General features: G+C 31.5%; 21 protein-coding genes. All 21 read right to left on the bottom strand.

Going from position 1 to position 19,782, the window contains the following annotated elements; translation table 11 throughout:
* Positions 1-5: 5 nt before the first annotated feature.
* The gene (locus O9267_RS01610; RefSeq protein ID WP_298175398.1) at positions 6-764 is read right to left on the bottom strand and encodes an ABC transporter permease; all 759 of its coding nucleotides are present in this window, start codon (positions 762-764) and stop codon (positions 6-8) included.
* 110 nt (positions 765-874) lie between these two features.
* A complete protein-coding gene (locus O9267_RS01615; protein ID WP_298175399.1) occupies positions 875-1,423 on the bottom strand; it encodes an NAD(P)H-dependent oxidoreductase in 549 nt (182 codons plus the stop codon).
* A 23-nt stretch (positions 1,424-1,446) separates the two neighbouring features.
* Positions 1,447-1,746 carry a hypothetical protein gene (locus O9267_RS01620; protein ID WP_298175400.1) on the bottom strand — a complete coding sequence of 100 codons (300 nt, stop codon included), beginning with the start codon at positions 1,744-1,746 and terminating at the stop codon, positions 1,447-1,449.
* Positions 1,747-1,769: 23 nt separating this feature from the next.
* Positions 1,770-2,165, bottom strand: a complete 396-nt coding sequence (locus O9267_RS01625; RefSeq protein WP_298175401.1) for a hypothetical protein — start codon at positions 2,163-2,165, stop codon at positions 1,770-1,772.
* Positions 2,162-2,383, bottom strand: coding sequence for an SHOCT domain-containing protein (locus O9267_RS01630; RefSeq protein WP_366521968.1), 222 nt, complete (start codon positions 2,381-2,383; stop codon positions 2,162-2,164). Before O9267_RS01630 ends, O9267_RS01625 begins: the two co-directional genes overlap by 4 nt.
* Positions 2,384-2,407: 24 nt before the next feature.
* Entirely contained in the window at positions 2,408-2,881 is a 474-nt protein-coding gene (locus tag O9267_RS01635) for a DNA starvation/stationary phase protection protein (protein ID WP_298175402.1), read from the bottom strand.
* Between the two features lie 123 nt (positions 2,882-3,004).
* Positions 3,005-3,502 carry a response regulator gene (locus O9267_RS01640; protein ID WP_298175403.1) on the bottom strand — a complete coding sequence of 166 codons (498 nt, stop codon included), beginning with the start codon at positions 3,500-3,502 and terminating at the stop codon, positions 3,005-3,007.
* Between the two features lie 10 nt (positions 3,503-3,512).
* A complete protein-coding gene (locus O9267_RS01645; RefSeq protein ID WP_298175404.1) occupies positions 3,513-3,641 on the bottom strand; it encodes a hypothetical protein in 129 nt (42 codons plus the stop codon).
* Between the two features lie 12 nt (positions 3,642-3,653).
* On the bottom strand, positions 3,654-5,999 hold the full coding sequence (locus tag O9267_RS01650) for a glycosyltransferase (RefSeq protein WP_298175405.1): 2,346 nt from the start codon (positions 5,997-5,999) through the stop codon (positions 3,654-3,656).
* Between the two features lies 1 nt (position 6,000).
* Complete coding sequence (locus O9267_RS01655) at positions 6,001-7,035, bottom strand: pesticidal protein Cry7Aa (protein ID WP_298175406.1); 1,035 nt, start codon at positions 7,033-7,035, stop codon at positions 6,001-6,003.
* Between the two features lie 25 nt (positions 7,036-7,060).
* Positions 7,061-7,381: a hypothetical protein gene (locus tag O9267_RS01660; RefSeq protein WP_298175407.1), complete on the bottom strand. Its 321-nt coding sequence runs from the start codon at positions 7,379-7,381 to the stop codon at positions 7,061-7,063.
* A 275-nt stretch (positions 7,382-7,656) separates the two neighbouring features.
* Positions 7,657-9,129, bottom strand: coding sequence for an OmpA family protein (locus O9267_RS01665; RefSeq protein ID WP_298175408.1), 1,473 nt, complete (start codon positions 9,127-9,129; stop codon positions 7,657-7,659).
* A gap of 101 nt (positions 9,130-9,230) precedes the next feature.
* Positions 9,231-9,911 carry an ABC transporter ATP-binding protein gene (locus O9267_RS01670; protein ID WP_298175409.1) on the bottom strand — a complete coding sequence of 227 codons (681 nt, stop codon included), beginning with the start codon at positions 9,909-9,911 and terminating at the stop codon, positions 9,231-9,233.
* A 1-nt stretch (position 9,912) separates the two neighbouring features.
* Positions 9,913-11,169 (bottom strand): FtsX-like permease family protein, encoded by a 1,257-nt coding sequence (locus O9267_RS01675; RefSeq protein WP_298175410.1) that lies wholly within the window; start codon positions 11,167-11,169, stop codon positions 9,913-9,915.
* Complete coding sequence (locus tag O9267_RS01680) at positions 11,166-12,248, bottom strand: efflux RND transporter periplasmic adaptor subunit (RefSeq protein ID WP_298175411.1); 1,083 nt, start codon at positions 12,246-12,248, stop codon at positions 11,166-11,168. Before O9267_RS01680 ends, O9267_RS01675 begins: the two co-directional genes overlap by 4 nt.
* Before the next feature lie 15 nt (positions 12,249-12,263).
* Positions 12,264-12,866 (bottom strand): hypothetical protein, encoded by a 603-nt coding sequence (locus O9267_RS01685; RefSeq protein WP_298175412.1) that lies wholly within the window; start codon positions 12,864-12,866, stop codon positions 12,264-12,266.
* A 66-nt stretch (positions 12,867-12,932) separates the two neighbouring features.
* Entirely contained in the window at positions 12,933-13,172 is a 240-nt protein-coding gene (locus O9267_RS01690) for a DUF6496 domain-containing protein (RefSeq protein ID WP_298175413.1), read from the bottom strand.
* Between the two features lie 9 nt (positions 13,173-13,181).
* Positions 13,182-14,264, bottom strand: a complete 1,083-nt coding sequence (locus O9267_RS01695; RefSeq protein ID WP_298175414.1) for an AI-2E family transporter — start codon at positions 14,262-14,264, stop codon at positions 13,182-13,184.
* On the bottom strand, positions 14,261-16,756 hold the full coding sequence (locus tag O9267_RS01700; protein ID WP_298175415.1) for a cation-translocating P-type ATPase: 2,496 nt from the start codon (positions 16,754-16,756) through the stop codon (positions 14,261-14,263). Before O9267_RS01700 ends, O9267_RS01695 begins: the two co-directional genes overlap by 4 nt.
* Positions 16,757-16,806: 50 nt before the next feature.
* Positions 16,807-17,241 (bottom strand): response regulator, encoded by a 435-nt coding sequence (locus O9267_RS01705; RefSeq protein WP_298175416.1) that lies wholly within the window; start codon positions 17,239-17,241, stop codon positions 16,807-16,809.
* Between the two features lie 4 nt (positions 17,242-17,245).
* Positions 17,246-19,780, bottom strand: a complete 2,535-nt coding sequence (locus tag O9267_RS01710) for an ATP-binding protein (RefSeq protein WP_298175417.1) — start codon at positions 19,778-19,780, stop codon at positions 17,246-17,248.
* Positions 19,781-19,782: the final 2 nt, after the last annotated feature.

The following is a 19,782-nucleotide window of genomic DNA, read 5'->3' on the forward strand; positions in this document are numbered from 1 at the left end:
CTTTTTTAAAAGAAAAAATCCGTGATTTGAACTGCCAACATATCTATAATAAAAATAGAAAGTGAAGCCGTAACAACTGCCGAATTGGCTGCCAAACCAACACTTGCTGTTCCGTTGGAAGCCGTGAAACCTTTGTAACAACCGATTAATCCAATAAAAAATCCGAAGAAAAAAGTTTTTACTGTGGCTGGAAGAATGTCTAAAAATTCAAGATGCTCAAAAACACCTGTGAAATATCTGTAAAGGCTCATTGTTCCGTGGACATTGTAACCAATATATCCACCAAAAATCCCAACTAAATCGGCATAAAAAACCAATATTGGAACCATTAATGTTGTGGCCAAAATTCGGGTTACAACCAAATATTTATAGGGATTTATTGCCGAAACTTCCATTGCGTCAATTTGTTCCGTAACTTTCATTGAACCTAATTCGGCCCCAATTCCAGAAGCTATTTTTCCGGCACAAATCAAAGCGGTAATTACTGGTGCAATTTCTCTAATCAAAGAAAGTGAAACCATGCTTGGTAACCAAGATTCGGCTCCAAACTTGGTCATGGTTGGTCGCGATTGGATAGTAAGCACTAATCCCATAATGAAACCTGTAATGGTGACAAGCGGTAATGATTTATAACCAACGGCAAAACATTGTCTTACAAATTCATTAAACTGAAATGGTGGCAAGAATAGTTCTTTGAAAAAACGTGCCGTGAACAAAGAAAAATTGCCCGCATCTGTGAAAAAACTTTTTAATGATGTTATCAAAATAATGGTTTTTTGGAAATTAATTTTGATGTAAAAACAAAGCCTTTAGGTTAGTACCAAAAATAAATTCTTGGTGAATGGTTTCTTCTCTTGACCTTGAAAAGGCATTGTTATTTGTTGCTTTTAATCCATTTTATAAATTCTTCTATGAATATTTTGGCTAATTCGTCTGTTTTCTTTTTGTTGGTTGGAACGCCAAAATCATCAAACATGTCTTGTACTTTTGATATAGAAAAATTTGCTAGATCAACCAAAGCTCCAATTTTTTTGAAAACAAATTCTAAATGTGTTAATGCTTGCAATCCGCCAAATTCTCCAGAAGAAACAGTCGAAAAAGCAATGGTTTTACCTTGCCATTCTTCGTACAAAAGATCAATTACATTTTTTAAACTTGCTGGAATGCTTCCGTTATATTCGGGTGAAACGATGATAATTCCGTCGGATGCTATTATTTTATTTTTGAATTCAAGTGCTTCTAAACTTGGTTTGTTTTGAAACTTCAAACGTTCCTCAAAAATGGGAAAATCAAACTGTTTCAGGTCGATAATCTCAACTTTTGCTAATTTGTTATCATTTATATATTTTTCAAGATAAAGCGCCACATTGTGACTTTTTCTATCAGTTCTTATACTTGATGAAATAATTGAAATTTGATACATCTTGCTTGAATTTAAGTGATTAATTATTGATTGTCTTCTTCTAAATCGTTGTGGTCATCGCCACCAATACTATAGAAATTATTTTCTTCGTCTTCGTTGCCATTGTTTTCTTGTTCATCATCGAGTTCGGCACCTGGAATATCTAAATCGTTTCCTGATTTGTCTTGATTGAAATCTTTTTCGTTTGGTTTTTCAACCTTTTCAATTTTGATGATTTCTTTCTTTTTTGAAACATCTTCAGGATCAATATCGGCTTCTTTTTTTAGCTTGTTATAAATATCTTCGTTTGCCGGATAATTGGAATAATCTTTTGTTTTTTTCATCTGATTGTTTTTTTAGAAAGAAATTACATGTTGAATTCCAGTCTTTTAAAATAGTCTCTAACGAACTTATGTTGTTCTGTGTCAGACATTTTATCGGCACTTTTAAATTCAATTTTGATGTTATCATAACTGTGATTTTCTCTTATCAGATTGAACAATTCAACTTTGGCATCCGTTGGTCCGAAAAGAAGCACTTCATCAAATTTTTTGATTTCGGCAGCAATATTTTTGTAAAAAGTAGCGTGTTTATGTTGCTCTTTATTATGCATTTCGCTTTCGCTGCGTTGCAAAGTTTCTTCCTTATCTTGAAAAGTAAAGTCGGAAGTTATGATTTGCGTTTCTTTAGCTTCAGAAGAAAATTCTATTAAATGTGCAGTAGCATGATCCATCCAAATGCCTATTTTTTTTACAGTTTTCATTTGTTTTTTGCTTTGGTAATATTTTTTTTCATTGTGTGAAATTCTTCCAGATTTATTTCGCCAGAAGCGTATCTTTTTTTCAAAATTTCTGCAGAAGATTCTCGTTTGCTTCTTTGATACGGAATATCATAAGGCACGGCAAATATCCAAACCAACATAATTATCCATAATATCCACCAAATAACATTCATTCCCCAATAATAATTTTCGTAGTACATAATTTTGTTTTTTTAATTATTTTTTTAGCTCAAATATCTTCTTACTATCCAGGCGATTGTTTCGTGCTGTTGCAAAATTTTGGTAAGCATATCAGCAGTTCCAGCATCATGATTTTCTTCAGAAGAAATATCAATGTCCATTCTTAATTGCGCAATAAGTGTTTCGTGATCGGCATTCAACTCGCTCAACATTGCTCCTTGTGTTGGATAATGATCAGGCGTTTCTTTGATTCTTGATAGTTTCATAAACTCGGTCATTGTGCCAATAGTTCTGCCACCAAGTTTGTTAATACGTTCGGCTACTTCATCAATAATTTCTTCTAATTCGGTATATTGATTTTGAAAAAGTTTGTGTAATTCCATGAAGCTTTCACCGGTAACATTCCAATGAAATTTTCTTGTTTTGACATATAAAGTCATTTCATCTGATAAAATAACAGACAATAAACTGATACTTTTTTCTAAATGCGCTTCAGTAATTCCTATTTTTGGGATCATGATTTTTTTATTTTAAATAAATTTTAATATTGTAAAGTTCTCATTATTAACACTAAAAACGTTATATAATTTTGCATCAGAGTTTCAATATTCCTAGTTTTTTTGAATTTGTATCTTTTATGATTACCTAAATTTCAAAAGTTGAAATCCAACAAAAACTACAACACCTATATAAAAAACTTCCACAATAAAAATTGCAACAAGTTCTTTGAACCCAAAAAAACGTTGGATGATGGCTGCTGGATAATAAATAATTTTTGAAATTATAGTTTGTATTCTTGCCAAAGTGTTTTTGTTTTTTGGAACAAAACTTTTGGCACCTTTTCTGTAAGCATCTATTGCTATTACTATATCGTCATCTGATGAAAGTATAATAACTTCGGTATTTGGATTTATTGCTTTTATTTTTTGCAAAATCAAATCGCCTTGTTCTCCATTTAAATCATAATCTAAAATCACAATTGATGTGTCAGATTTAACAGATTTTAAAAGATCATCACCATTAGTAAAAGTTGAAATCGATAAAGAATTTGGAAATTTTGTTTCCAAAAAAGCAACAATTCTAGCAGAAGATTGTGGATTGTCTTCTAAAAGCAATAGATTTTGAATATTTGTTTCCATTTTGTTTTTTTTATAATGAATCATTATCGCCAAACTCGTTTAGTTTTTTTCTAATCGCTTTTGGTTTTACCGTTTTTGATTTTTCTTTTTTAGCATCGCTTTTCTTAGTTGCGATTACATGAATTTTTTTTATTGCCATGATTTTAGAAAATTAAGCCATTTGTTTTTTGTGTGTTTTCATAGAAACATAAAGTTTTTTAACCTCTTCATTGGTTGCCATATTCAATTGTTTTTGAATTGTCAATCGTGCCATTAGATAACTTACTGTTGATTCAGCACCTTGATTTAGATTGATATAATCTTCTTCTAAACCATCATAACAACCACCAGTACAAGGATTGTAAATAATCTGATTAAGGTGATTGTCACCCATAAACCAATTGAAAGCATTTCTCATTTTTTGTAAATAATCATCATCACCAAATATTTGGTAAAACTTACTCAACGCAATTATTGTGTAGGCAATATCTATAGGTTGTTCTCCACCTATTTTTTCTTTAAAAACTTCATTATTATGAAGCCAACCTTTGTTAGAAATCACTTTTATACTATTGTCTTTGAAGGTTTTTGACAGTAAAAAATGAAAGCTAGTTTGGGCAATTTTTTTATACACAATTTCTCCCGATGACAAATAAGCGCACAATAAAGCTTCTGGCAAACAGCTGTTAGCGTAAGTCAAATAACTCTCAAACCATTCCCATTTTTCATCGGCTTCGTGACGGTACATTTGCACTAATTTATCAGCGAAATGCTTAATAAGTGAAATTTTAGCAAATGAATTTTGATTCAAATTACTTAGGTAAACACCTTTTATAATAAACGCCATTGCTCGTGTGGAATGAATAGTCAAAACATTTGAAATAGCTTTGTTCATTGTTTTTTCAGCATTTTTCACCAATTCATCAGGCAATAGATGACTGATTGACAAAAGATATCCTAACGCCCAAATTGCTCTTCCGTTGGAATCTTCAAGATTTTCATCATTTTGGTTTGTGAAATTTTTATTGATATCAACATAGTTCAAAAAGTTACCTTCTTTTTGCAAACAATACTTGATGAAATTAAAGTACAATTCAATATAGTACAAGTCGTTTTTATCATTTGAAAGTTCGTAATGTTGACACATAGCCACCATTGCTCTTGCATTATCATCTAGCGTATATCCAGAAAAAAAATCAGGTTGGTTAACAATAGAAAATTGGATAATCCCAAAATCTGTTGTCATTTTTTTAAGATGATTCAAGTTTACTATAGGGATTTTATACTCTAATGAAATTGGTTTTTTGGTTACTTTTTCAAATAACAATGCGTGTGAAATAGCGGCATTTTCCCAAGCATTTGGAGCCATTTTATGCAATCCATTTAGTCCAATATTTTCTCTTAATTTATCATCATTCAAAAGTCGAATTACTTCTTTTGACAATTGTGCAGGATTTTCAAAATCAATTATGATTCCTGTTCCGTTTTTTAGCACTTCACTAGCATGCGGAATTGGTGTTGAAATAATGGGGCAACCACAACTTATAGCATACGAAAAAGTTCCAGAAACGGCTTGATTTCTATCGTTAGAAGTAAATAAATACACGTCTGTGAGCTGCAAATATTCAAGCAAAACTGGTAATGACAAATACTGATTTATAAACAAAACATTGTTTTGAATTTGTAATGTCTTGATTTTTTCAGTTAGAAATTCCCGGTATTTTTCACCTTCATTTTTCACAACAGATGGATGTGTTTTTCCAATAATTAGAAACAAAACATCGGATTGATTTTTTATAATTGAAGGCAGCGCATCTAAAGTAGTTTCGATGTTTTTTCCAGAACTTAATAATCCAAAAGTTGAAAGGATTTTTCTTCCTTCAAAACCATATTTTTCTTTTAATTTTTCTTTATCAAGATGTTCAACGAGATGTGTTCCGTGCGGAATTATTGAAATTTTATCAATTGGAATAGCATACTCATCAACTAAAATTTTAGCAGATGCTTTTGTCATTACAATAATAGCATCAACCACAGCATTTATTTCTTCAATTTGTAGTTTTAATTTTTTGTCAGGATTGGGTAAAACAGTATGAAAAACGATAATTCTTGGCTTATTAATAACGGCTAAAAAAGCAATAAAATCGGATTCGTTATTTCTGAATAAACCAAACTCATGTTGCACCAAAACAAGTTGAAGATTGTCATTTTGATTACATTTTTCAGCTAATTTTATATATGATTTTTGATTGTCTGTTGTTAAAACGGCATAAATATCTTCGGCATAATTGTGATTTTCGTTTTCAATTTCGAGTGCTACAATTTTTAGTGCAAATGATTTTTTGAATTTATTATTCAATGCAAAAATCAAATCTTGAGAATAGGTTGCAATACCGCATTCTCTCGGAGGAAAAGTAGTAAGAAATAGGATTTCGGGAAGTATTTCTTCTTTTTTTTGCAAGTTTAAAGTGTTTATAAAACTGTTGCTATGGCTGTTTAGTTGGGCTGTGTTTCTCATATTAAATTTTGTTAGCTAGTAATTCGTTTACTAATTCAGATAAAGACATTGATGCACACGCAATTCGCTCATCGGCTGCACCATAATAGATGTATAACATATCGTCAAAAACTACTGCTCCTGTTGGGAAACACACGTTGTTGACTTCGCCTTTTAATTCCCATACATATTCGGGTTTGAATAATGCATAAGGTAATCGGGCAATTTCTTTTTGCGGATTTTCTAAATCTAAAAGTGCGGCACAAGCTGAATAAACGTATCCTTTGAGGCTATCTTTTACACCATGATAAATTAGAAGCCAACCATGTTCTGTTTCAATTGGTGGACAACCACCACCGATGTAGCTTATTTCATGATCATATTTTGGCGAAAGCAACACAAAATCATTAAAACGAAGAAAATAATCGCGCCAAAAATCAATTGTTAAATCTTCTAATTTATCGATTGCTACGACGATTTGAACTTCTGGTCGAATGCGGTGCATGAAATAGAATTTACCATTTATTTTTCGTGGGAAAAAAATCACGTTTTTATCCCAAACCAGCATTTTTATTCCGTCTTTTTCAAGAATTCCTTCGTGTTGATTGTATCTAAAATATTTAGAATCCATTGAAGGATTGGTGTTAGACAGCTTGTTAAATTCTTCATAAGTTATCTGTGGCACCATAATTCCTTTTTTTTCAAAATGAATTAAATCGGTTGAAGTTGCTAAACATCCTAAAGCATTTACACCATCAAAAGCTGTATAAGTTAAATAATATAACTCATCAATTTTGACCAATCTTGGATCTTCAATACCTTGTGATTCATAATCGAACTCGGGAACTAAAATGGGTTTGTAATGTCGGTCTTCAATTTTTAAAGGTCCTTTCAACAAACAATAACCTATGCTAGAATGATTTCCAATATGAACAGCTCGATAAAACAAGTGCACAAATTCACCTTCTCTAATTGCCGCAGGATTTAACACACCTTCGTTTTCAAATTCGAGTGCAGTTTTTTCTAAAATAATTCCTTCTTTTCTGACGTTCAACATGGCTTTATAATTAATATATTGGTTTTTATAAAAGTAAAATCAGTAATAAAACGATGATAATTATTGCACCAACAGAAAGATATACGCCATTGCCTGTTGAACGCAAATTGGCTTTGATTGACTTAACTTCTTTTCGGAGTTCTTTTTTTTCAACTCTAGTCATATTGGATTTGTCAATGCTTTTTATTTGCTCTAATCTGTTAATCATAGCATTGGCAATCATTAGTTCGGTTTTAGCTTTATTAGACGAAAGGCTATCAGGAATTATCGCATTAGACTGAAACGGAAGCAAAAGCATCATAACTATTAGAATTGCTGTTTTGTGAAATTGGGTAACTGTTTTCATATATGTAAAATTTATTTGTTAAGAGGTCATATATGGTATCGCTTTTTATTTATTGGTGTTTGTTTGCAACAAACTCGTTGTTTATAGCGATTTCATAATTAATTTTTTTACTAAAAACGTTGTTATTTTTATTTCATAAATTTCGGGTTTTAGCATTGAAAATCAGTTATATAAAACTTTTAGAAGTTTATAATATTCACATGTTTGGGTATAAAAAAAAGGCTGCCAAAAATGACAGCCTCTAACCAAAAAACCAAACCTAACATTCTTCTATATTAGTAATTCGTTTTCAATTCAACTCTACGGTTTTTTGCACGACCTAAAGTTGATTTATTATCAGCCACTGGTTGTGTTTCACCGTAACCAATACTGGTTAATCTATCGACAGAAATTCCTTTTCCTATTAAATATTGTCTAACAGATTCGGCACGTTTTTGAGATAAGGTTAAATTAAAATCATCAGCTCCAACACTATCAGTATGACCAGCAATAGTTAAACTAGCACCGTCATATTTGTATAATATTTTAGACAATTCATCCAATTGAGATAATGAAGCTACTTTTAATTTATCTGAATTATTCTCGAAGAAAATTTTACTTCCAATATAAGTTATTCTAACAATGTCTGCTTTTGCAATTTCTGGACAACCTTTGTTTTCAGCTGTTCCTTTTGCTTTAGGGCATTTGTCATCTAAATCTGCAATTCCATCGCCATCAGCATCTGGACAACCTTTTAATGCAATAACTCCAGCTGTGTTTGGGCAACGGTCAACATCATCCATCACTCCATCATTATCGCTATCAGTAGCACAACCTTTAGCATCAACTTTGGTACCAGGTTTGGTATTAGCACATTGATCATCAATATCGGCAACACCATCTTTATCAGCATCTGGACAACCTTTTAAAATTAAAGTTCCGGCTTGATCTGGACAACGGTCTTTAGAATCTTCTACCCCATCGTTGTCTTTATCTGGACAACCATTTAGTGTTTTAGAACCAGCCAAATCAGGGCAATTGTCTAAATAATCGGCAACACCATCAGCGTCTTTGTCTAATGGACAACCTTTTTTGTCAACAGCAACACCAGCTGGTGTGTCAGCACAATTGTCTTTTTTATCAGAAACACCATCTTTGTCGGTATCTAATGAATTACCCAGATTATAAGTTAATCCAATCATGTGGGTTAAATAAGCATCTTTTTTCTTAAAATCACCGTCGGCATTATCAATTCCGTCACGTCTATCTTTGTTAGAATACATAAATGTTTCTTGAAGATTCAACATAAACATTGGTGATAATCTAAAATTAATACCCGCACCTGCTGATGGCAAAATATAATCATAATTTTCGGTGTGAAAATTCAGTTGATTATCAAATAAAATAGCACCAACACCAGCAAAAACATAAGGTCTAACTATATATTCTGGAGCAGTAATATTGAAACGTAAATTTATAGAAGCCGCATTAAAATCAGACTTAAAACTTCCTGTTTCAGTATTGTTATAACCAATTGTTCCTTTTGATAATAATAAATTTACATCGAATAATTTTCCTAAATATCTAGAAACAGATAGTCCACCGAAACCATAATAAGTTTGATCGGTTTTGTAAAAACTACGGCCTAAATCTCCGTGATATTGGGTTATTCCGCCATGCAAACCTACATTCCATTTTTTCTCTTCAGTTTGTGCTTTTACAGATAAAATCGATACAAAGCAGAAACATAATAACAGTATTTTTTTCATTTTGTTTTAATTTAATTATTAATGACAAAGGTCAATTAGAATGCATGGGTTTGTGTTATATAACTTTAGCTAAAAGTTATAATATTCATACAATTAACGCTTTATACTTTAATAATTTTCCCGTCTTCCATCTCAATGATTCTATGGGTTCGTCGGGCAAAATCGTTATCGTGAGTAACTATTAAAAGTGATTGGTTGAAGGTTTCTGCGAGTTCTTTGAAAACATCAAAAACAATTTCGGAGTTTTTTTTATCTAAATTTCCTGTTGGCTCATCACCCATAATAATTAAAGGGTTGTTGATTAAAGCTCGAGCGATTGCAACACGCTGTTTTTCGCCGCCAGATAATTGATTTGGACTGTTTAATGCTTTGTCTTGAATGCCTAAAATTTTGAGTTTTTCGTAGGCTTTGGCTTCGATTTCTTGGCTAGATAATTTTGCGAGTTTTAAACCTGGTAACATTACATTCTGGAGCACTGAAAATTCATTTAACAAATAATGAAACTGAAATACAAATCCAATTTTCTCATTTCTTATAATTGCCAATTCCGAATCCAATTTATTTTTCATCGAAATTGAATCAATTACTAAATCGCCATCAAAAGAAGTATCCATAGTAGATAATATGTAGAGCAATGTTGATTTTCCGCAACCTGATTTTCCAATTATTGATGCAAATTCGCCTTTGTTTATTGAAAAATTAATATCTGTCAAAACTTTCACATCGACCGCTTCGTGAAATGTTTTTGAGATATTTATAGCTTCTATAATTTTGGTTTCCATTTTATTTTCCTCTTATAATTTCAACTGGATCGACTTTACTTGCCTTTAAAGCTGGAAATAATCCTGCAATTGTGGTTGTAAAAAGAGCAAAAACCATACTGATGATATAATAAATCATATTATAATTAATAGGATATGTTTTCACTGTTGGCAACGAAGCCGTTTCAAAAGGAATTACGCTGATAATTGATGAAAAAATAAACCCAAATAATAATCCGAATATTCCGCCAGCAATACCAATAATTAACGAAAGTGAAATAAATATCCATTTTACATCACTACCCGAAAAACCTGTGGCTTTAAGAATGGCAATGGTATCCATTTTTTCGTAAATCATCATATTCAAAATATTGTAAATCCCAAAACCTGCTACAAGAAGCAATACCAAACCAACAGCATAGGAAATAATTGTTCGAACGGTGCTTCCTGTTTCAAACTGTGCATTAGCCGTTTGATAATCAATAGTATCGACATCATATTTATCCTGAAATTCTTTAGCAACGGCAGGCGCCAACTTCATATTGAACAATTTTAGTTGAATATCGGTAATATAATTTACGGGTTCGTTCAATAATTTTTGAGCCGTTTCGAGCGATGTATAACTAAAAGTGTTGTCGTATTCGGCTATTCCAATTTGTGAAATCCCAACCACTTTTAGCATTGACAAATTGCCTCTTGAAGATGTAATATTAATGTTGTCACCTTTGGAAAGCATCATTTTTTCCGCCAACCCTTTTCCAATAATAATACTATTGCTTTGGGATAAGTCAGCCACATTTCCGTAGATGATATTTTCTGAAATTTTGAATAGTTTTTCTTCGTGTTCTATTTCAATTCCGTTTATAACGCCCGCAATTTCGATAGTTCCAGAATTAAAAAAAACTGGTGTATTTATTTTCGCGGCCACATCAATTATACGTTTGTCACTTCTTAAACTTTGAATAATTTTTTGACTATTGTAAATTGACTTCCCACGGTCTTTAGGTTTTATTGAATTAATAAAATTGGTGTTTTCTTTATATTTTTCAGACAATAAAACAGGCTGATTTTGTGATGGTTTTACATCATTATACAATCTTACATGCGGCGTTTTATTGAGCATTAGACCATCTAACAAGTCGTTTAGCCCATTCATAAAACTTACCAAAGCGATAAACATGGCTATACTAAAAGTAACCCCAACCGCTGCCACAATAGTTTGTTTAAGTCTTGCTCGAAGTAAATGAATGGCAATATTTAGAATTAATTTGTAATTCATTCTTTAGGTTTATAAATGAATTCGTTGGCATCTAAACCTTCCAGAATTTCTACTTTTTGGTAATCTGACAAACCGATTTTTACTTTGCGTTTTTCGGTTTCATTGACCTGAATAGAATCGCCTTTTAGCAAATAATCTTTCGGAATTGTTATTGCATTTTTTTTAGTTTGAATAATAATATTTGCTTCTGCAGAAAGATTAGGATACAACTTTTTAGGCAACTTTGTAAAATGAGCTTCAATCTTGAAAGTTCTAGATTGTTCATTCATTATTGGATAAATCTTATCAATTTTAGCTTCAAAAACTTGATTTTTATAACTATCTAATGTTACCAAAATTTGTTGATTAACTAAAATTTTTGCCATATCATTTTCATCGACTTCAAGTTCAATCAAAAAAGCATTTTGCTTACCAATTATTGCCAAAGGAATTTGTGGCGTAATAACAGCTCCTTCTTTTACCAAAACATCAAAAAGTTGTCCAGAAAAAGCACTTTTTATTAAATAATCATTTTGTGTTTTTTGCCCAATTTGAAGCAAAATATTATTTTTATTTTGATCAAAGTTTAATTGCGATTTGAGTTGGGACAATTGTTTTTGAGACGTTTGCAAATTCAATTGTGATGATTTATAGGCTAATTCAACTTTCTCAAACTCAACTTCCGAAATAACATTGTATTGTTTGATTCGTTTGTTTCTGTCGTATAATGATTTATCAACTAGCAATTTATCCCGAGCCAACTGCACTTTGAACTCCATTTCTGCTATTTTATCCTGAATATAATGGTTGTCGTTTTGGCTTAATTGATAGGTTAATTTAGCGTTTTGAGTGTTTAGCTCGGCTTTGTCATTTTCTAATTCAAATAATAATTGTCCGTTAGAAATAGATTGCCCAACAACCACATCAATTTTATTTAACACACCACTTACAGTTGAAAAAACAGTATATTGATTTTCAGATTTAATAACTCCAGAAGCATAAACGCTTTCGGTTAAATCGCCTATTGTTGGTTTAGTTTTGTCGAATTTGTCTTTACAAGAAATGAAAAAAAGTAATGCAATAAAAAGAATTCTTTTCATAGATTTCGCGCCTTTTTAATTAACGAATTGTTCTTTAACCATTTGTTTATAAACTACTTTGGCCACTTCATTAGTGAGTTTTTCTACGCCATCAGGATCGATGGTTTCTGTTATACTTGACCAAATTATCTTGTCAGTTTTGATGGAATAAACATTGGTTTCAATGATGAATTTTTTGGTTGTTGTGTAATAACCAGGAGTTTTACCATGACTCCATAAACTATAATAGTAGCCACTAAAACTTCTGTAAACATCTGGATAATAGTTAATTTCGCTTGGGTTGTATATTTTCTCTTTGTCAACATCAATAAGGCGCATGGTAATTGCACCATCAAATCCGTCAGTTTTTATTTTTTGGCGAATTACATCTTCGTTTTTTTTATCAAAACTTGCAGTGAAATAGTTATACGACTGAATACCCTTGCCGTTAAGATAACCAACCATTTGGTCTTCGGCATTATGAGCAGTAGTTTCACTTTTAAACAAAGCAACCACCAAAACTTTATTTAGATTGTTTATTGTAATTTGTTTATTTGGTTCGCACCAAGAGCTAACAATTTTGGTAGAAGTACAAGAAAGTAAAGACAAAAAAAATAGTGTTACAAGTATCTTTTTCATGACAAGAATATTTAAAATTGTTCAAACAAAGTTTAGCATTCTCATGGAATTTTGAGTTATATAAATTTAAGCAAAAGTTTTGAAATTCATAGGTTTTGAATTAAAAAATATCATCGTTTTATGAATTATTTTTTTTGATTTATCTATTTCTTCAGCTTCGCTCAATGCTATTGCTATAGCTTGTTTTGGATTGGTTACAATAACATCTGTTTTACCAGAATGCAATTCTCCTTCTTTGAATTCGTACATTACTTGGGCTACTTTTTTCTGTTTTTCCGTAAGTTTTTTTGGTGTTGCTTTTTTCACTATTTCTAATTATTTAATTTTCAATTTAGTTTTCAATTTTTCAACAAATACAGATTTCTTTTTGGACGTTTCTATTTCTCCAATTAAAAATCCATACGGTTTTAGAAAATCAATATGATCGCAAATAATTTTGAAAATTGCTGTTAGTGGAATCGCCAAAATTATTCCTGGAATTCCCCACAAAAGTTGTCCAATAACTAAAACAATAATGGTAAAAAGCGGATTTATTTTGACTTGTGGTCCCAAAATCAATGGTTCTAAAACCCAACCTTGAATGAGTTGCACAATGCTATAAGTAATAATTATTCCACCCAATAATGAAGGATTTGCTCCGTGAATTGCAGCAACTGTAACCGTTAAAATTGTTCCAGTGATATTTCCAACATAAGGTACGATTTCTAATAATCCGCAGAGAATGGCAAAAAAGAAAGCATTTTTTACACCAATTATGCTAAAACCAATGCTATACATAATCCATAAGAGAACAATCATTTTAGAAAGTCCTACTAAATATTGTTGCGAAACTTTAGTAGCATTAAAAATTACTAGCTCCATTTCATCTCGTTTAGAAGGCGTTGCCAGTTTGAGTAGAAAGTTTTTGATGTGATTTCGATAAAACAATAGAAATATAAAATACACAAAAACCAGAACAAAGCTTGCGAAAATGGATGTTATAGAACCAAAAATAATTTGAAAAATATTAGAGTAAGAAGGTTGTTCTTTTTTTAGAATTAAAAATTGCTCTTCGATAGAAATATCCAGATGGTTGAAAATATATCGTTGCAATGTAGTTCCTGTTTCAATTGCTTTTTGTTTTATCAACGATATATCATTCAATAGTTCAGAAATTTTCCAACCTACAAGAGAAATTAGACTAAAAAGGATAAGCAATAAGGAAATAAAACAAATAAAAACGGCAATACTTTTAGGTGTTTTTTTACTTTCCATCCAATTGCAAAAAGGCAAAAAAAGTGTTGCTAATATTCCGCCAATACATAATGGAATTAGAAAATCTTTAGCAATGTATAATCCAAAAATAATAAGGAACAACAATGCTGTCTTTTGTAAAAAAGAGGTTGAATTAGTTGTCATATTTTGGTTGTATTTCGTTTCACTATTTTAACTACTTCATACCAAATTACTACTATAAAACCTATCCCAATTGATAAACCTAATTGTAAACCATCAAGATGCTCAAATTTGAAAAAACGTGTTAATAGCGGCACATATAATAGCAAACCTGTTATAACAATTGTGATAGCAGTAATAATTGGAATTAAATTATTTTTATATTGAATTGTTGTAACTATTGAATAATAAAAAGAGCGATTAGATAGGGTTAAAAATATATTAGCCGTTACCAAACAAGTAAAAACCATTGTTCTTGTAGTTGCTTCACTATAATTGAAATAAACAGAATATTGATAAACAAATAATGTTCCCAACGTTATCACCAAACCTTGAATAATACTTGTTGAAAGTTCTTTCCAATTGAAAAAAGTGTCTGTAAAAGGTCTTGGTTTTTGAGACATTGTATTTTTTTCCATAGGTTCGTTTTCATAAACTATAGAGCAAGTTGGTCCCATTATTAATTCTAAAAAAATAATATGCATTGGCGAGAAAATTGTTGGATAAATCCAGCCCAAAGCCAACGGAATAAAAACGGTTAGAATAATCGGAATGTGAATAGAAATAATAAATTGAATCGCTTTTTTGAGATTACTATAAATCTTTCTTCCCATTGCAATAGCGTCAACCATATTAGATAAATCGTCTTTTACTAAAATTAAAGAAGCGGCTTGTTTGGCAATTTCAGTTCCTTTTTTACCCATTGCAATTCCGATATGTGATGCTTTTAGAGCTGGTCCATCATTTACGCCATCGCCTGTCATGGCAACAATTTCGTTGTTTGATTTTAGTGCATTTATGATTCGAAGTTTGGCTTCAGGAAACATTCTTGTAAATAGATTGATTTCTTGAACTCGTTTTTTTAATTCTTTATCAGAAAGTTGCATTAATTCATCACCCGAAATGCTTTTCTCATATCCAACAAAACCAATTTGTTTAGCGATAGAAGTTGTGGTTTCGTTGTTGTCGCCTGTTATTATTTTTACTGTGATTCCGGCTTTATAAAAGTGTTGCAAAACAGCAGAAATATTCTTTTTTGGAGGATCATAAAACGCCACCAATCCTTTGAAAATAAATGAAAGTTCTTGTTGCGTTTTGGGATAATTTGTTCCTTCAAAATTGGATTCGGCTACCGCTAAAATTCTGTATCCTTCTGAAGCTAATTCATTTGCAGCGACGTTAATCTTTTTTATTTCAGTTTCAGATAATTTAGAAATTGCTAAAATTGCTTCATTTCCACCTTTGGCTGCTATAATTCGATTTCCAGATTTGTTTTCGAAAACATGTGTCATCATTGGTGGTTTTCCCGATAACGGATATTCATGCACCATTTTGAACTGCGCATGGTCATTTATAGGGATTTTTTTTGCATACATTTCATGCAGGGCAATTTCCATTGGATCAAACGGAATAACCTCGCTGGCAAACATTGAAGTTGTGAGTACTTGTTTTTCAACATCCGACAAATCACTTTCTAAACTAGTAATTTTATTAGATTCTAGTGTGAAAATTTTGGCCAAACTCATTTGATTTTCAGTAATTGTTCCTGTTTTATCAATGCAAATAACCGTTGCGCTTCCTAATGTTTCAACGGTTTTCATTTGTTTTACGATGATTCCTTTTTGCATCATTCGCCATGCACCAAGTGCCATGAAAGTGGTAAATGAAATCGGAATTTCTTCGGGTAAAATACTCATTGCCAATGTTAAAGACTTGAGTAAACTATCGAATATATTCAACGAATTATAATAATTCAAACCCCAAACTATAAGAAAAACAATTGCACCAGCAATAGCCATTTTTTTTACAAAATTGCCAATCTGAATTTCTAATGGTGTTTTTTCTTCTTCTATGCTTTCGAGGCTTTTCCCAATTTTGCTTAACTTGGTTTCGCTGCCAATTGCTGTTATTGTTGCAACTGCCAATCCGCTTGCGACCATTGTTCCCTGAAAAATTACGTCGGTATTTTGTTTTACAACAGCGAAAGATTCTCCAGTAAGAATAGATTCATTAACAGAAAAATCGTTAGCTTGAATAATTGTCGCATCCGCAGCGATATAAGTGCCTTCTTCCACAAGTAAGCTATCGCCGACAACCAATTCTTCGGTTTTGATGCTTATTGCTGTGCCATTTCGAATGACTTTACAATTGGGTTTTGAAAATTCTTTTAGTTTTTCAATAGCATTTCGGCTTCGGGAGTTTTGATAAGAAGAAAGAAGCGTTATTAGAATTATTGCAGATGCCAAAAAAATACCATCAGAAGTTTTACCACTAATAAAGTAAATGGTAGAAGCGACTAACAATAAAATAACCATTGGATCAAAAAGAAATTGCTTTATTGTTTTTAAAAAAACATTCTCTTTTTTATAAACTACACTATTAAAACCATATTTTTTTCTTGAAGCAAGCACTTCACTATCTGTTAAACCTTTACTGTCAAAATTTTTTACAGACATTTTATACCAATTTATTATCAGAAAGTTATATCAAATTTACGAATAAAAAACTACATTCTATCCATATACCAATTCAATTCTTTTTTCATTTTTTTATAAAGAAAAATTAATGTGATTGTTTTTTTTAATCTCATAAATGCCGTTTCACTTTTTACAACATAATCAAAAGCTTCATGTTGCATACATTTTACAGCGACTTCAATTTTGTCTTGAGAAGAAAGCATAACAACGGGAATATTATCATCAAAATTCTTGATTTCATCTAATGTTTTTAGTCCGTTCATGGCTGTTTTATCAATTCCATCAAGATGAAAGTCGAGAATTATTACATCGGGCGCTTCTGGTAAGCTTGCAATGCAAAGTTCACCTGTAGCGAAGGTTTTAACATCAAAATCGGCATTATTCAGAAATTGAATTTCTAGCGATTTTAAGAAAACGGCATCGTCATCTACAAGAAATAGTTTTATTTTTTTTTCGTTTTGCACGCTCTTATTTATTTAAATCATTAAGTTCAACTTCTAATTCAGTACAGGATTGTGTACACACTTTTTCGAGTTTCAAGATTAGTTCATCCAATTCCTTTGAAAGTTCTAATGAAAAGGCATATTCTTGAATTTTCTTGGCAGCTTCTGTTATTTCAGGATTGATTCCCATAATAGCAAACGAAGGTATCATCTTGTGAACAGTTGCTTTTAGTAAATGCCAATCTTTGTCTTTAAAACTTTGTTTCATTGCATCTATTAATGGCGGCGTTTGTTTCAGATAAGCTTTAATCATTTCCGACATTAATTTCGGATTTGAGTTGGTTAATTTTAATAGATAACTTAAATCAACATACCGTATTTTTTCGATTTTGGTGTTTCCATCAAATTTTTGTTCGATAATAATAACTGGTTTTTTTATAAAACCTATAAGCTTACTGTATAACAATCGTTCATCAATAGGTTTAGAAATATAATCATTCATACCTACTTCCTTGCATTTTTCTACGTCAACCGTTGTAACATCGGCTGTTAGTGCAATTATTGGAATGTCCAACTTCATTTTTTTTCTGATGTAATTTGTTGCTTCAAAACCGTTCATTTCGGGCATTTGCAAATCCATCAAAACAATATCAAATGCTTTTTCTTTGAGTTTTTCGATTGCAATTTTTCCGTTAGCGGCTATTTCACATTCAAAACCAAAATCGTCCAAAAGCGTTTTCATCAGCAATTGGTTAAGTTCCATATCTTCGGCAACTAGTATTTTGGTGTTTTTTACATCGGTATTTAATTCTAAAATTTCGGGTTCAAGAACTGCTTCAGCATCCGTTTTTTGGAAATTTAAGACAAAGCTAAAAGTAGATCCTTTGTCTACAGTACTTTCAACTTCAATTATTCCGCCTTGTGCTTCTACCAATTGTTTTACAATAGCGAGTCCCAAACCAGTTCCGCCAAAAAGTCTTGAAGTTCCGCTGGTTGCTTGCTGAAAATTTTCGAAAATCTTTTCTATTTTTTTTAATTTTATACCAATTCCAGTATCGGAAATTGAAAATTTTATTGTGACTGATTCTTCATTTTGCGCCATTAAATTTACACTTACAGTAATTGTTCCTTTGTTGGTAAACTTAACGGCGTTACTAACTAAGTTCAATATTATTTGATGCAAACGCACAGGATCGCCAACTAAGACTTCGGGAATAGTTGCATCGTAATTAATAATTAGGTTTAGATTTTTTTCTTGAATTTTAGTTTCAAAAAGGTGCAACATTGCTTTTATAGACAAGTTTAGCTTGAAAGCTGTTTTTTCAAAAGTCATTTTTCCAGCATCTACTTTGGCCAAATCCAAAATGTCGTTTATAAGTACAATTAGTGCATCGCCACTCATTTTTATAGCCATTAAATATTCTTTTTGTTTGGCAGTAAGATCAGTTTTGAGAACTACTTTGGTAAACCCAATTATGGCGTTCATTGGCGTACGAATTTCGTGACTCATATTAGATAAAAACTGCTGTTTAGACTTTACGGCCTCTTCTGCATTTTTGGTTGCTTTTTCGGCAGTAATCTTGGCATCTTCGGCAATAGAAGTAGCTAGTTCGGCAAAAATTTTAGCTTCAGTTAATTCTTTTTCCAGCTGTTTTTGCTCGGTAATATCTCGGGCGACCAAAACAGCACCAATAACTTTACCTTCTTCAGATTTGTAAACTGAACCATTAAATAAAACATCGGTTAATTTGTGGTCTTTAATAATAAGCGGAAAATCGGCTATAAAACCTTTAGAAAAAACTTCTTCGTAACTTTCTTTTGCTTTACTTGTATTTGTAAAATAATTAATAAAATCTGATCCAATTAATTTTTCCTTTGGCACATCAGTAGCTTCAACTGTTGCTTCATTGACATCTGTAATTATTCCTTTTGGACTTATGGTAAAAAGCGGATCACGACTAGCTTCTATGAGACTTAACGAATATTGGGAAGCCAACTTGAGCGAATAACTGTAATCTTCTAATTCTTTATTTTCTATAACTCTTTTTTCTTTTTCGTTGTTTTGAAAAGCTAGTTCTTTATCTGCAATTAGAAGTTCAGCAGCCCTATCATGTTTTTCGCCTGTTTGAACTTTTAGTTTTTTATTGGCAATAATAAGTTCGGCAGCAACTTTTTTCTGTTTTGTAATATCAATTAGAGACGTAAGTCTATATTTTTGGCTTTCACTTTTAAGTGTTTGTATTGATGCTAAAAAACACAACTGTTTACCTTTTTTATTATTTAGATGAACTTCAAGATTATTAACTGTTTCTTTTTTTTGAAGTTGTAAAAGTATTTTATCATGAAATTCCGAAGTGACTAATCCTATTTCTACAGATGTTTTGTCAATTATTTCTTCTTCTGAAAAACCCAAACTGCTTAGAAATGCATTGTTTGCAAATTTGAATTTAGAAGTTGCTGTTTCAATAACAGACATACCAATAGCGCTGTTTTCAAACATGTCAAAAAACAAATCAGTTGATTCGTCTTTTTTGTTTATTGAATTTATTGGTGTTTTCATTT

Origin of the sequence: Flavobacterium sp., from assembly GCF_027531705.1 — a bacterium.
In the GTDB taxonomy this organism is placed as follows: Bacteria; Bacteroidota; Bacteroidia; order Flavobacteriales; family Flavobacteriaceae; genus Flavobacterium.

What these genes read in the sequence shown, in the direction of transcription:
- O9267_RS01615 (WP_298175399.1), bottom strand. Translation starts at nt 1,423, where the DNA reads ATGTATCAAATTTCAATTATTTCATCAAGTATAAGAACTGATAGAAAA.
- O9267_RS01620 (WP_298175400.1), bottom strand. Translation starts at nt 1,746, where the DNA reads ATGAAAAAAACAAAAGATTATTCCAATTATCCGGCAAACGAAGATATT.
- O9267_RS01625 (WP_298175401.1), bottom strand. Translation starts at nt 2,165, where the DNA reads ATGAAAACTGTAAAAAAAATAGGCATTTGGATGGATCATGCTACTGCA.
- O9267_RS01630 (WP_366521968.1), bottom strand. Translation starts at nt 2,383, where the DNA reads ATGTACTACGAAAATTATTATTGGGGAATGAATGTTATTTGGTGGATA.
- O9267_RS01635 (WP_298175402.1), bottom strand. Translation starts at nt 2,881, where the DNA reads ATGATCCCAAAAATAGGAATTACTGAAGCGCATTTAGAAAAAAGTATC.
- O9267_RS01640 (WP_298175403.1), bottom strand. Translation starts at nt 3,502, where the DNA reads ATGGAAACAAATATTCAAAATCTATTGCTTTTAGAAGACAATCCACAA.
- O9267_RS01645 (WP_298175404.1), bottom strand. Translation starts at nt 3,641, where the DNA reads ATGGCAATAAAAAAAATTCATGTAATCGCAACTAAGAAAAGCGATGCT.
- O9267_RS01650 (WP_298175405.1), bottom strand. Translation starts at nt 5,999, where the DNA reads ATGAGAAACACAGCCCAACTAAACAGCCATAGCAACAGTTTTATAAAC.
- O9267_RS01655 (WP_298175406.1), bottom strand. Translation starts at nt 7,035, where the DNA reads ATGTTGAACGTCAGAAAAGAAGGAATTATTTTAGAAAAAACTGCACTC.
- O9267_RS01660 (WP_298175407.1), bottom strand. Translation starts at nt 7,381, where the DNA reads ATGAAAACAGTTACCCAATTTCACAAAACAGCAATTCTAATAGTTATG.
- O9267_RS01665 (WP_298175408.1), bottom strand. Translation starts at nt 9,129, where the DNA reads ATGAAAAAAATACTGTTATTATGTTTCTGCTTTGTATCGATTTTATCT.
- O9267_RS01670 (WP_298175409.1), bottom strand. Translation starts at nt 9,911, where the DNA reads ATGGAAACCAAAATTATAGAAGCTATAAATATCTCAAAAACATTTCAC.
- O9267_RS01675 (WP_298175410.1), bottom strand. Translation starts at nt 11,169, where the DNA reads ATGAATTACAAATTAATTCTAAATATTGCCATTCATTTACTTCGAGCA.
- O9267_RS01680 (WP_298175411.1), bottom strand. Translation starts at nt 12,248, where the DNA reads ATGAAAAGAATTCTTTTTATTGCATTACTTTTTTTCATTTCTTGTAAA.
- O9267_RS01685 (WP_298175412.1), bottom strand. Translation starts at nt 12,866, where the DNA reads ATGAAAAAGATACTTGTAACACTATTTTTTTTGTCTTTACTTTCTTGT.
- O9267_RS01695 (WP_298175414.1), bottom strand. Translation starts at nt 14,264, where the DNA reads ATGACAACTAATTCAACCTCTTTTTTACAAAAGACAGCATTGTTGTTC.
- O9267_RS01700 (WP_298175415.1), bottom strand. Translation starts at nt 16,756, where the DNA reads ATGTCTGTAAAAAATTTTGACAGTAAAGGTTTAACAGATAGTGAAGTG.
- O9267_RS01710 (WP_298175417.1), bottom strand. Translation starts at nt 19,780, where the DNA reads ATGAAAACACCAATAAATTCAATAAACAAAAAAGACGAATCAACTGAT.